Genomic DNA, 11785 nt, shown 5'->3' on the forward strand with positions numbered 1-11785 from the left:
TCCTTACTTGGACACGGTCGCCGGGTCGGTCTCCTGCAAAATTGCCTTGGACAGCTTCTTCAAGCTCTTGAGCTGCTTCGTGGTGGAGACATCCAGGGCGCGGTCCTCTGCGGCCGCGACTTCGCTGGCGAGCAGGGCCTGCGCCTTGGACCCCTTTTTGGTGGGTGTGACTATCTGGCGGCGGCGATCCTTAGGGTCGCGCTCGCGGGTGACCCAGCCGTGGGCTTCCAAGGAATCGATCAACCGCACCATGTCGGAAGCATCGATGGCGAGCAGCTCCGCGAGCTGGGTCTGCGAAACGGACTGCTCGGTGACACAGGTGAGAATCCAAAACTCGCGCATGGTCGCGCCTTGATTGTTCAGCGCCCGTTCGACCTCATCCTTGGTGTGTCGGCGCACACGTTCGATCTGAAACGAGGGGGACTTAATAAGGGCGCTGGGAAGTTCGATCTGAAGCATGTGACCAGAATAGGTCTACCTTGTGGTGGAGCCAAAAAGTTGGCCCGCCCAATAACTTAGCCGCGCTGGTGTGGTAGATCGGCCTCGACCCAGGCGGTGGTGCCGCCCTCGACGTTGACCACGTTGTCCAGCCCGCGCGCCTGCTCCAAGTATTCGGCGGCCTGGGCGGAGCGCCCGCCCGACTTGCAGATGACGTAGATGTCCTCGTCGGTGTTGATCTTTCCGGCCTGCGCAGCGAAGTCGCTCAGCGGCAGGTTGACAGCGCCTTCGGCGCGGACCTCGGTGAACTCGTCGGGCTCGCGGACGTCGATAAGCTGTGCGCCGGCGGGAACTTCGGTTACTTTGACTGTCTTCATGCGTGTCAGTCTACGCGTCCGATAGCGTGTCAACCGTGCCCGAGCAATACCACCCGCGCAGACCACCGGCGGTCGCGCCCGCGCCGCGCCGCGCGCTGCCCCGGGAGATTTACGTGCGCCGCCGCGTCGCCGCGCTGGTGCTGCTCGGGCTGGTGATCATCCTCGTTTTCGCCGTGGCGCGCCAATGCGCGGTCTCGGAGCCCGCGCCTGCTGAACAGCCCGTGCCTGCTGATGTTCCGCAGGAGATCGCGCAAAGTCGACCGGTGGCGTTGGTGGTGCCGTCGATAAGCTTGAGCGCGGAATTCGAGCAGGCTGACTGCCGTGTCAAAGACGGCGCGATCAACCCCGCGACGATGGGCCTGGCCTGCGCTTACACGGCGCCGGATCGGCCGTACGAGCTGCCCGGGTCGGACGCGGGGGATGTGGTGGTCATTGCCGGGCACACGGGCGCGGGGCTGCCGGGCGTCTTCGATCAGCTTTACGACGCCCGCGCCGGTGCCCACACCGTGGCAGAAGGCGACGCGCTGTACGTGCGCACCGAAACATCCGGCGAGAACTGGTTGAAGTACGTGGCCACAGACCTGCACGACCCCACGAAGGATGCGCTGGCGCAGGACCCGGCGGTGTGGGGGACGGGGCCGACGCCGGGGCGGCTACTGACGATTAGTTGTATCCAGCCGCTGCTGTCGGATTCGGTGCGCAACGCTGTGGTGGGGTGGCAGTTCGCGGAGGTGGTTGCGGGGGTGCCCTAAGGGTTTTTGTGTCGCTGCCTTGTTTCCTCTGTGAAAACTGTTAAAGTTGAGGCTGAAACCTAAAGTTGCAATTGAGACTTGAACCCTGGAGTGACACCCTTATGAAGCGCAACCGTACGACCCTCATCGCCGCCACTCTCACCGGTGCCCTTGCCATCGCCACCGTTCCCGCAGCCCACGCCGAGGACTACCCGAGCGTGACCTCGGACGCGCAGGGCAACGAGTACTTCCTCAACAACGAGGGCACCCATTACCTGCCCGAGCGCGAGCTCGCCGACATCGCGTTTACCGCCCTGACCTCTGAAGACCGCGAAAAGGCCGTCGAGGTCTCCCGCTCCGCGGTTGCCGGACTGATCGACACCGGAGAGGCCATTGCCCCGTCGAACGCGGACGCGCCGACCGAATCGGCGGCCGAGATCGCCGACGACGTCACCCACGAGGTGCAGAACGAAGAGGTCTTCGGCCCCGAGCACGTCGACCCCGCCTCCGAGGACCCGATCGCAGCGGGCCTGCTGGCCCTGCCGCCGGTACTTTCCATCGCGGACAAGACCTACTACCTCAACGCCGACGGCAAGACCTACGTCAGTGACGTGGAGCGAGTGTCCGCGGCCCCGAGCGAGGAAGAGGCCACCGCGTCGCAGGAGCTGCTGGCGCACAACGGCGCAGAGGTCGCGCGCCAGGCGATTGAGGCTGCCCGTGCCGCAGGCGAGCCGGTGGCTTACGCCGCCGAGGGTGCCCCGGCCGAGGCCGCCGAGATCGCTGAGGACGCACCGGCAGCGGCAACTGCCGAGCCTGTGGCCACCACCCAACGCGGCATGGCCGCCGAGACCGGCAACAACACCATCTCCAAGGCGCTATTCGCCCTGGTGATCGCGTCGGCGTTGGGAGCCGCGGCCTTCGCCTACGGCCGCCGCTTCTTGGTCTAAGAAGCCCTAAAGCCTTAAGACCTAGTTCTCGGTCTTAGCTTCCTTATCCTCCTCCAGGCGCTCGCGGGAGTTGTCGCCGGTCTTCTCGTAGGCGTCAAGCGCGGCCTGGAGGATCTTTTCTGCCTCAGCGCGGTCGCCCCAGCCAGAACCGGTGGCCTCCTTGCCCGGCTCAAGATCCTTGTAGTGCATGAAGAAGTGCTCGATCTCGTCCTTGGTGAAGTCGTCGATGTCGTCGATGTCCTGGAAGGACTCGTAGCGGACGTCGTCAAGCACGCAGAGCAGTTTATCGTCGCCACCGGCCTCGTCGGTCATCTTGAACACGCCGACCGGGCGCGCGATCACGGTCACGCCGGGGAAGACGGGTTCAGGGGTGACCACCAGGGCATCGAGCGGGTCGCCGTCGTCGCCCAGGGTGTGGTCGATAAAGCCGTAGTCCGCCGGGTACGCCATCGGGGTGAACAGGTAGCGGTCCAGGAAGATCTTGCCGGACTCGTGGTCCACCTCGTACTTGTTGCGGGAACCCTTCGGGATCTCGATGATGACCTCAATAGCCATGAAAACTCCTTTGTGCGCATGTGCGGGATATCAACGTGGCTCATCATACGTGCATTAGAGTAAGCGCCGATGAAAGTGTGGACTTCGGTAATGGCGGCGGTGGCGCTCGCCGCTGTGGGCGGCGTCGCCGGTTTCGGTGTGGTGGCCCAGCGCGAACTCGCCGAGCTCACCGTCGCGCCGGCCTACGCGCTTCCAGCGGTGACGCCGGTGCTGGAGCCCGCAACACCGCAGCCAGTCGATACTGCGGCGCGGGCAGCGGAGGTCGCCGCGCTCGCGGCCGATGAAGCGTTGGGCACGTTCCACGCCCGCATTACCGACGCCGCCACGGGTGAAACCGTATTCGAGTCCGCGCCGAACGACGCGCTGCGGCCTGCCTCCAGCACGAAGCTGCTCACCGGCTCGGCCGCGATCGTCGAGCTCGGCGCGACCGACACGATCACCACCGAGGTCGTGCGTGGGTTGAACCCCGGGGAGGTGGTGATCAAGGCCGCGGGTGACGTGTGGATGAACCAGGAAAGCATCGACTCCCTCGCCGAGCAGATCGGCTCCGCCGACACGGTGCTCATCGACACCTCCCTGTGGACGGGCGAAACGATGCTGCCCGGGTGGAACCCGGTGGACATCGACGCCGGCTTCATCGCCCCGCTTGAGCCCGCGATGCTCAACGGCGGCCGCGGGCTTGGTGCCGAATCGGGCGACGTGCCGCGCTCCCACACCCCGGCGATCGATGTCGCCCAGGCGCTGGCCGATAGCGTTGGCGCCACCACCGTCGGGCCGGGCACCGCGCCGGCGGGGGCGGAGGTCGTGGCAACGACAACCTCGCCGGACCTGGTCGCGCGCCTGCGCGCGATGATGAAGGACTCCGACAACGTCATGGCCGAGGCCATTGGCCGCGAGGTGGCGATCCACCGCGGCTCCACCGCGCCCCAGGCCACCCTCGACGTGCTCGCCGAGCACGGTTTCACCACCGCCGGCACCACCCTTACCGACTCCTCGGGCCTGTCCACCCTGAACCTGATCACGCCCGCACTGCTCGACGCGGTGCTTCTCTCAGCAGCCCAGGGCGGGGAGATCGCGCCGCTGCTCGACACCTTGCCCGTCGCCCACGGCGAGGGCACGTTGTACGATCGCTTCGAGGACTTACCTGGCCGCGGCTGGGTGCGCGCGAAAACCGGCACACTCGACTACACCAGCGCGCTCGTGGGCACCGTGACCAGCGAGAACGGCAACGTGTACACGTTTGCTCTGCTGTCCAACGACTCCGAAATCCTCCCCGCGCGCCGCGCGATGGACACCTTGACCTCGGCCCTGAGGAAGTACTAGTGGAGCCGTTCTGGCCGCGCTACTCCCCGCACTTCCTCGCTTGTCGACGCTCCCTGCGTGCCCTGCATGACCCAGCGGTAATCGGGCTGTCCGGGGGCGCGGACTCCCTCGCCCTCGTCGCCGCGGCCGCGGCCGAGGACAAGGATGTGCGCGCGGTGATCGTCGACCACCAGCTCCAGGAAGGGTCCGACCAGGTGGCGCGGTGTGCCGCGGAGCAGGCCGACGCCTGGGGAGTGGAGGCGTCGGTCATTGCGGTCAACGTTGGCGGGGACAACCTGGAGGCGGCCGCACGCGAGGCGCGCTACGCCGCACTGCTGTCCTTCGGCGTCGACGTCTGGGTCGCGCACACCGCCGACGACCAGGCCGAAACGCTTCTGCTCGGCGCGCTGCGAGGCAACCCCTCGGGCATGGCCGCGCGCGGGGGAATCGACAACAGAATCCTGCGCCCGTTTCTAGGAATCCGCCGCGCCGACACCCGCGGCGCCTGCGCAGAGCTGGGGGTCACCCCGTGGGAGGATCCGATGAACGTCGACGAAAACTACCGCCGGGTCGCCGTGCGCCGCCGGGTGATCCCGCAGCTCGACGAACTCATCGGCGGCGACTGCGTTGCGGCGCTCGCCGCGACCGCCGGGCGCATCGCGGCGGATAGGGAACTGATTGAGGAACTGTGCGACACATCAGCCACATCCGACTGCGTCGAACTGGCCAATGATGCTGCACCACTGCGCCGCCGCCGGATCGTTGCCTGGCTCCACGATTCAGGCGTGCGTGTCGACGGCGCGCAACTGCGCTCCATCGAGCGGCTCATCACCGACTGGCACGGGCAGGCGGGCATTGACGTCGGCGGGAGTCGACGTGTGCGCCGGGTTGCCGGCAGGCTGGTGCTAGACGAACTTCGGTGATGCGTGTTGTCTGTGCTGTATTTTGTTCGGTGCAATGTCACGGTCAGCGTTTGTTGGGCGATCGCGACCTGGGGTTATGGACTCGGCTGCGCCTTGACCGTGACATCTCACCCGGTGCAATGTCACAGTCAACGGTTGTTCGGTGGTTGCGACCTGGGGTTTTGCACTCGGCTGCACCTTGACCGTGACATCTCACCCGGTGCGACGTCACGGTCAGCGTTTGTTGCGCGATCGCGACCTGGGGATATGCACTCGGCTGCGCCTCGACCGTGACATCTCACCCACCGCAATGTCACGGTCAACCTTCCTACCCCAGCCGCGACCTGCAGTTTTGCCCCCACAAACACCCTGACCGTGACATCTCACCCAGCACAATGTCACAGTCAAAGTTTGTTGGGCGATCGTGACCTGCGGTTTTGCACTCGGCTGCACCTTGACCGTGACATCTCACCCAGCACGATGTCACAGTCAACGTGCCCACCGGCATCGCGACCTGCAGTTTTGCCCCCACAAACATCCTGACCGTGACATCTCACCCAGCGCAATGTCACCGTCAACGCCTCCACCGGCACCGCGACCTGCGGTTTTTACCCCTCAACACTCCGACGCACAAGAATCCCGGGCACCAGCCACCGGGGTGCGGTTGTCCAACGGGCTTGGTCAATGGCAAGATGAGGGAGTTACGCCTCGGGCTGAGAAAGGGCACCCATGACTGAGATGCACGATACCTTGGACGCTAACGTCCCGGCACATCCCTACGGTGATGATGTTGAATCGATCCTCATCTCCGAGGATCAGCTGGGCGCCCGCGTGCAGGAGCTGGCCGACTTGGTCTCAGAGAAGTACCGCGACGCCGACGACGACCTGATCCTGGTGTGCGTGCTCAAGGGCGCGGTGTTCTTCCTCACCGACTTCGCGCGGCGGCTCTCCATTCCGTGCCAGCTGGAGTTCATGGCGGTGTCGTCCTACGGCTCGTCGACAACCAGCTCGGGCGTGGTGCGCATCCTCAAAGACTTGGACAAGGACATTGCCGGGCGCGACGTGCTCATCGTCGAGGACATCATCGACTCCGGCTTGACGCTGTCCTGGCTGATGAAGAACCTCAATGGCCGCGGCCCGAAGTCGTTGAACGTGATCACTTTGCTGCGTAAGCCTGAGGTGCAGACTGCCAAGGTGGACTTGCTCGATATCGGTTTCGATATCCCGAACGAGTTCGTCGTCGGCTACGGCCTAGACTATGCGGAACGCTACCGCGACCTGCCGTTCGTGGGCATGTTGCACCCGCGCGTTTATTCGGACGTCGACAATGGTGAGCAGCCCACCCCGGGGCGTGCCACCGGGCCCGAATCCGTCGAAATCTAAGACAACAGGAATACATGGACAACAACAAAGTACTGCGGTGGGGCATCTTCGGCGCCACCGCCCTAATCGTGCTCTACTTGTTCACGCTGATCGGCGATGAAACCCGCAGCTACCAAACGGTGGACACCTCCGTGGCCCTGGAGCAGTTGCAAAACAACAACGCCCAAGAGGTCCAGATCGACGACCGCGAGCAGCGCGTGCGCATCGACCTGCGCGAACCGATCACCGTCGACGAGCGCGAGGGCGTGGAAAGCGTCATGGCGCAGTACCCAGCGCGAACTTCGCCGGAGATTTTCAACGCGGTGCGTTCCTCGGGCGCGGACAGTTTTGAAACCAACGTCACGCAGGACTCATTCCTGCTGTCCATGCTCGGTTTCATGCTGCCGATGATTCTGATCTTCGGCTTACTGTTCTACTTGATGTACCGCATGCAGGCCGGTGGCGGCATGTTCGGCATCGGCGGCTCGCGGGCAAAGCAGCTGACCAAGGACAACCCGACGAACACGTTCGCCGACGTCGCCGGCGCCGACGAGGCGGTCGACGAGCTTCAAGAGGTCGTGGACTTTTTGCAGGACGCGGAGATTTACGAGCAGCTCGGCGCGAAGATCCCGCGCGGCGTGCTGCTCTACGGCCCTCCCGGCACCGGTAAGACCCTGCTCGCCCGCGCCGTGGCCGGCGAGGCCGGGGTGCCGTTTTACTCCATCTCGGGTTCCGACTTCGTGGAAATGTTCGTCGGTGTCGGCGCCTCGCGCGTGCGCGACCTGTTTAAGCAAGCCCGCGAGAACGCCCCGTGCATCATCTTCGTCGACGAGATCGACGCCGTTGGCCGCCAGCGCGGCTCTGGCACCGGCGGCGGCCACGACGAGCGCGAGCAGACGCTCAACCAGCTGCTCGTGGAGATGGACGGTTTCGGCCCCCGCGAGGGCATTATCCTCATCGCGGCGACGAACCGCCCCGACATCCTCGACCCAGCGCTGTTGCGCCCGGGACGTTTCGACCGCCAGATCCCGGTGACCAACCCGGACCTGGCCGGGCGCCAGCAGATTCTCAAGGTCCACGCCAAGGACAAGCCGCTCGGCCCCGACGCTGACCTGGACGCGCTGGCTAAGCGCACCGCCGGCATGAGCGGCGCGGATCTGGCCAACGTGCTCAACGAGGCGGCGCTTCTCACCGCGCGCATCGGCGGCAACGTAATCACCGCCGACGCGCTCGAGGAGGCGACCGACCGCGTGATCGGCGGGCCGCGGCGCAGCTCGAAGATCATCTCCGAGAAGGAAAAGAAAGTCACCGCCTACCACGAGGGCGGGCACACGCTCAGCGCGTGGGCGCTCAAAGACATCGAGCGGGTCTACAAGGTCACCATCCTCGCGCGCGGCCGCACCGGCGGGCACGCCATGACCGCGCAGGAAGACGACAAGGGCATGTACAACCGCGACGAGCTGTTCGCACGCCTTGTCTTCGCCATGGGCGGCCGCGCCGCCGAGGAGCTCGTCTTCGGCGAGCCCACCACGGGTGCGAGCTCGGACATTGAGCAGGCGACGAAGATCGCCCGCGCAATGGTCACTGAGTACGGCATGTCCAGCGTGCTCGGCGCCGTCAAGTACGGAACCGAGCAGGGCGATCCTTTCTCCATGTACGGTGCGGGCAACAAGGCCGAGTACTCGCCCGCGGTCGCGGAGACCATCGACCGCGAGGTGCACGAGCTTATCGACGTCGCCCACCAGCGCGCCTACTCCATCCTCGCCGACAACCGCGACTACCTCGATACCCTGGCGACGAAGTTGCTGGAGAAGGAGACGCTGCGCCGCCCGGACTTGGAGGCGATTTTCGACGGCATCGAGCCGCGCGAATCGGGCCTGCCGGTTGTCGACGAGCGCTTTGTCGCCCAGGCCGGCCGTGAGCCGGTGAAAACCCCGGTGGAGCTGGCCAAGGAGCGCGGCGAGGAGCCGCCGGCGAAGGTCTCCCTGCTGGAGATGTCGCGCAACGCGCGCAAGCGCCGCATGGCCGAGCGTGAGGCGGAGAAGAAAAACGACAAGACCGGTTCGACGAAGTGGCGTCCGGGTGACAAGCGTGTGGTGGAGCAGCCGCGCTACGGCGGTCCGACACCGCCGCCGAACTGGACCTATCCGGGTGCGGGCCGCCACGCACAGCCTGAGCCGCAGGCCCAGCCTGAGCCACAGCCCACGGTAACCAACGAGCACCCGGGTATGCGGAACTACGCGCAGCCGGACACCCCGATCGGCTTCAAGCTGCCGGAGAACGAGCAGCCGGATCACCCGTGGACCGACGCGGAAAAGACGACGGAGTCTGCGCGCCACGCAACGCCGGAGGAGACCCCGAAGCGCGATGCGGCGGACGTCGCTAAGCCAGACAGCCCGGGTAGCGCAGAGACGACGGAGATCCCCAGGGTGAGGGACGACAATGAGCGCTAGGGCTTTTAATCGTGATCGCGCCGAGGCCGCGGTGCGCGAGCTGTTAATCGCCGTCGGCGAGGACCCCGACCGCGAGGGCCTGGCCGAAACCCCGGCGCGCGTGGCCCGCGCCTACGAGGAGGTCTTCGCGGGCCTGCACTCGGAGCCGACCGACGTGCTGGAAAAGACGTTCGCGGAAAACCACCAGGAACTCGTCCTGGTGCGCGACATCCCGATCTACTCCACGTGCGAACACCACCTCGTGCCCTTCTTCGGCACGGCCCACATCGGCTACATCCCCGGCCCGGACGGCAAGGTCACCGGGCTGTCGAAGCTGGCGCGCCTGGCGGACCTCTACGCCAAGCGCCCGCAGGTTCAGGAACGCCTCACCGGACAGATCGCCGACGCGCTGGTGGATAAGCTCGACGCGCAGGCTGTCATCGTCGTCATCGAGTGCGAGCACCTGTGCATGGCCATGCGCGGCATCCGCAAACCGGGCGCGGTGACCACGACCTCCGCGGTGCGCGGCGGCTTCCAACACAACGCAGCCTCACGCGCCGAGGTGCTCAGTTTGATCAGGAGGTAGCTCATGACCACCGTGCAGGAGCTGACGGTGCCCGGCCGTGCACTCGTGATGGGCATTGTGAACGTCACGTCCGACTCCTTTTCCGACGGCGGGCGCTGGCTCGACCTCGACAGCGCGCTGGATCACGCCCGCACGCTCGTCGCCCGCGGTGCGGACATCATCGATGTCGGGGCGGAGTCGACGCGCCCCGGCGCGGTCCGGGTGCCAGCCGAGGTAGAAGCCGAGCGCGTGCGCCCCGTCATCGAGCACCTGCACGCCGAGGGGATTCGCACCTCCGTGGACACGATGCGCGCCTCGACGGCGCGCGTCGCCGCGGCCGCCGGGGTGGACATGATCAACGACGTCTCCGCCGGCCTGGCTGACCCGGACATGTACCGCGTGATGGCGGACGCGAACGTGCCGGTGTGCCTGATGCACTGGCGCACCGACGTCTTCGGCGACGCAGCGGGTGCCTCCGACCACGGCGGCGACGTCACAGGCGACGTGCACGCGCTGCTCAACCAGTGCATCGACGGTGCGCTCGCCGCCGGCGTCAAGCGCGACCAGATTGTCGTCGACCCGGGCCTGGGTTTCGCGAAAACCGCCCACGAGAACTGGCGCCTGCTCGCAACGCTTCCGGAGTTCATCGCGGGGCCCTACCCGGTGCTCGTCGGGGCGTCGCGCAAGCGCTTTCTCACCGCGATCCGCGCCGAGCGCGGCCTGGAACACGGCCCCGAGGACGCTGATCCGGCGACCGCCGCAGTGACCGCGATTGCTGCGCAGATGGGCGCGTGGTGCGTGCGCGTGCACGAGGTTGCCGCCTCGCGCGACGCCGTCGACGTCGCCGCCGCCTGGAACGGGGCTTCCCGTGGCTGACCGCATTGAACTCAAAGGCCTGCGCATCCACGCGAACCACGGCGTGCTCGAGCACGAAACGCGCCATGGCCAGGGGTTTAGCTTGGACATTGTGTGCTGGCTCGACTTTGCCGACGCCGCCGCCACCGATGACCTGACGCTCACCGTCAACTACGCCGAACTGGCTCAGCTCGCGCACGACATCGCCGCGGGCGCGCCGCGCCAGTTGATTGAAACCGTCGCCTCCGAGATCGCCGACGCCGCGCTGCGCTCGTTTGAGGCCCTGCACGCGGTCGAGGTCACGGTGCACAAGCCGCACGCGCCGATCCCGCTGCTTTTCGACGACGTCGCCGTCGTCGCGCGCCGCTCCCGGAAGAACCTCAAGGCCTAAGCCATGCGCGCTGTGCTCTCGACCGGCTCCAACATGGAGGATTCCCGCGCGCACTTGGCGAGCGTCGTCGACGAGTTCGCCGCCGAGCTCGTCGCCGCGTCCTCCCTCTACGCCACCGCGCCGTGGGGCGGGGTTGAGCAGGACGACTTCCTCAACCAGGTGCTCATCGTCGACGTCGAGCAGAGTCCCCGCGAGCTGCTGCGACGCTGCCAGAGCCTCGAGCAGCGCGCGCGCCGCGTCCGTAAGAAGCGCTGGGGCCCGCGCACGTTGGATGTGGATATCGTGCTTATCGACGGCTTCTTCTCACGTGATCCCGAGCTCACCGTGCCCCACCCCCGCGCCCACGAACGCGCCTTCGTGCTCGTGCCCTGGCTAGAGATCGACCCGGATGCCCATCTTGGGGACCGAAGCGTTGCGGGGATCGTCGATATGCTGGGTGCGGAAGGGGTGAGAAAGCTGTGACGAGGATCTCCATACCCGCGCTCGTGGCGCTCGCCGGGTTCATGGCCGCGGCGGTGTTCATTCTCGTGCGCAGGTTCTACGGGGCGCTGAGCACCATCGGGCTGAGCGCCTCGATGCCGCTGTGGATCGTCGCCGCCGTGTGCCTGTTTGTGGCCTACATGGTGAAAAAGCGACGCGAGGAAGGCAAGGTGGGCTTGGACCGCTCCCAGCTCAACCCGATGATGGCGGCGAACTTCATGCTGCTGGGCAAAGCCAGCGCCTGGGCCGGAGCCGTGTGCGCCGGGGCGTTCGCGGGCCTGCTCGTCTACATCGCACCGCGCCTCGACCTGCTTGCGGCCGCCCAAGCGGACCTGCCCGGCACGCTGTCCGGAACCCTCGGGGGGCTCGCGCTGGCGGTCGCCGGGGTCGTGTTGGAGCGCGCCTGTGAGGTGTCGCCACCTACTCAGGGCGAGGCGGTTGGTTAAGG

Annotated in this window: 14 protein-coding genes; 11 read left to right on the plus strand and 3 right to left on the minus strand. The window is 66.4% G+C overall.

Annotation, left to right across the window (positions count from 1 at the left end; translation table 11 throughout):
* Positions 1-3 precede the first annotated feature (3 nt).
* A complete protein-coding gene (locus tag E3227_RS05455; protein WP_144317816.1) occupies positions 4-459 on the minus strand; it encodes a MarR family winged helix-turn-helix transcriptional regulator in 456 nt (151 codons plus the stop codon).
* A gap of 56 nt (positions 460-515) precedes the next feature.
* Entirely contained in the window at positions 516-815 is a 300-nt protein-coding gene (locus tag E3227_RS05460; protein ID WP_144317817.1) for a rhodanese-like domain-containing protein, read from the minus strand.
* 35 nt (positions 816-850) lie between these two features.
* On the opposite strand from E3227_RS05460, the gene E3227_RS05465 reads away from it, so the two are divergent.
* Positions 851-1567: a sortase family protein gene (locus tag E3227_RS05465; RefSeq protein WP_144317818.1), complete on the plus strand. Its 717-nt coding sequence runs from the start codon at positions 851-853 to the stop codon at positions 1565-1567.
* A 101-nt stretch (positions 1568-1668) separates the two neighbouring features.
* Positions 1669-2493, plus strand: a complete 825-nt coding sequence (locus tag E3227_RS05470) for a hypothetical protein (RefSeq protein WP_144317819.1) — start codon at positions 1669-1671, stop codon at positions 2491-2493.
* Positions 2494-2514: 21 nt separating this feature from the next.
* Here the strand turns inward: E3227_RS05470 and E3227_RS05475 are convergent, their stop codons facing one another.
* A complete protein-coding gene (locus tag E3227_RS05475) occupies positions 2515-3048 on the minus strand; it encodes an inorganic diphosphatase (RefSeq protein ID WP_144317820.1) in 534 nt (177 codons plus the stop codon).
* Positions 3049-3117: 69 nt separating this feature from the next.
* Between E3227_RS05475 and dacB the strand changes: the two genes are divergently transcribed.
* The 9 genes from dacB (at position 3118) to E3227_RS05520 (ending at position 11783) form a co-directional block, all read left to right on the plus strand.
* On the plus strand, positions 3118-4371 hold the full coding sequence (gene dacB / locus E3227_RS05480) for a D-alanyl-D-alanine carboxypeptidase/D-alanyl-D-alanine endopeptidase (protein WP_144317821.1): 1254 nt from the start codon (positions 3118-3120) through the stop codon (positions 4369-4371).
* A complete protein-coding gene (gene tilS, locus E3227_RS05485; protein WP_144317822.1) occupies positions 4371-5273 on the plus strand; it encodes a tRNA lysidine(34) synthetase TilS in 903 nt (300 codons plus the stop codon). The genes dacB and tilS overlap by 1 nt, the downstream gene beginning before the upstream one ends.
* Before the next feature lie 717 nt (positions 5274-5990).
* Entirely contained in the window at positions 5991-6635 is a 645-nt protein-coding gene (hpt, locus tag E3227_RS05490) for a hypoxanthine phosphoribosyltransferase (protein WP_144318602.1), read from the plus strand.
* 14 nt (positions 6636-6649) lie between these two features.
* On the plus strand, positions 6650-9067 hold the full coding sequence (gene ftsH, locus E3227_RS05495; protein WP_144317823.1) for an ATP-dependent zinc metalloprotease FtsH: 2418 nt from the start codon (positions 6650-6652) through the stop codon (positions 9065-9067).
* Positions 9057-9632: a GTP cyclohydrolase I FolE gene (gene folE, locus E3227_RS05500; RefSeq protein WP_144317824.1), complete on the plus strand. Its 576-nt coding sequence runs from the start codon at positions 9057-9059 to the stop codon at positions 9630-9632. Before ftsH ends, folE begins: the two co-directional genes overlap by 11 nt.
* Positions 9633-9635: 3 nt before the next feature.
* Positions 9636-10487 carry a dihydropteroate synthase gene (gene folP, locus E3227_RS05505; RefSeq protein WP_144317825.1) on the plus strand — a complete coding sequence of 284 codons (852 nt, stop codon included), beginning with the start codon at positions 9636-9638 and terminating at the stop codon, positions 10485-10487.
* Positions 10480-10857, plus strand: a complete 378-nt coding sequence (gene folB, locus E3227_RS05510) for a dihydroneopterin aldolase (RefSeq protein ID WP_144317826.1) — start codon at positions 10480-10482, stop codon at positions 10855-10857. The genes folP and folB overlap by 8 nt, the downstream gene beginning before the upstream one ends.
* 3 nt (positions 10858-10860) lie before the next feature.
* Complete coding sequence (folK, locus tag E3227_RS05515; protein WP_144317827.1) at positions 10861-11319, plus strand: 2-amino-4-hydroxy-6-hydroxymethyldihydropteridine diphosphokinase; 459 nt, start codon at positions 10861-10863, stop codon at positions 11317-11319.
* On the plus strand, positions 11316-11783 hold the full coding sequence (locus E3227_RS05520) for a DUF3180 domain-containing protein (RefSeq protein ID WP_136648939.1): 468 nt from the start codon (positions 11316-11318) through the stop codon (positions 11781-11783). The genes folK and E3227_RS05520 overlap by 4 nt, the downstream gene beginning before the upstream one ends.
* Positions 11784-11785: the final 2 nt, after the last annotated feature.

This window comes from Corynebacterium sanguinis (genome assembly GCF_007641235.1).
Taxonomy (GTDB): domain Bacteria; phylum Actinomycetota; class Actinomycetes; order Mycobacteriales; family Mycobacteriaceae; genus Corynebacterium; species Corynebacterium sanguinis.

Bases quoted from the DNA above. Each gene is read 5' to 3' on its own strand.
- E3227_RS05455 (WP_144317816.1), bottom strand. From the start codon at position 459: ATGCTTCAGATCGAACTTCCCAGCGCCCTTATTAAGTCCCCCTCGTTT.
- E3227_RS05460 (WP_144317817.1), bottom strand. From the start codon at position 815: ATGAAGACAGTCAAAGTAACCGAAGTTCCCGCCGGCGCACAGCTTATC.
- E3227_RS05470 (WP_144317819.1), top strand. From the start codon at position 1,669: ATGAAGCGCAACCGTACGACCCTCATCGCCGCCACTCTCACCGGTGCC.
- E3227_RS05475 (WP_144317820.1), bottom strand. From the start codon at position 3,048: ATGGCTATTGAGGTCATCATCGAGATCCCGAAGGGTTCCCGCAACAAG.
- dacB (WP_144317821.1), top strand. From the start codon at position 3,118: ATGAAAGTGTGGACTTCGGTAATGGCGGCGGTGGCGCTCGCCGCTGTG.
- hpt (WP_144318602.1), top strand. From the start codon at position 5,991: ATGCACGATACCTTGGACGCTAACGTCCCGGCACATCCCTACGGTGAT.
- ftsH (WP_144317823.1), top strand. From the start codon at position 6,650: ATGGACAACAACAAAGTACTGCGGTGGGGCATCTTCGGCGCCACCGCC.
- folE (WP_144317824.1), top strand. From the start codon at position 9,057: ATGAGCGCTAGGGCTTTTAATCGTGATCGCGCCGAGGCCGCGGTGCGC.
- folP (WP_144317825.1), top strand. From the start codon at position 9,636: ATGACCACCGTGCAGGAGCTGACGGTGCCCGGCCGTGCACTCGTGATG.
- folK (WP_144317827.1), top strand. From the start codon at position 10,861: ATGCGCGCTGTGCTCTCGACCGGCTCCAACATGGAGGATTCCCGCGCG.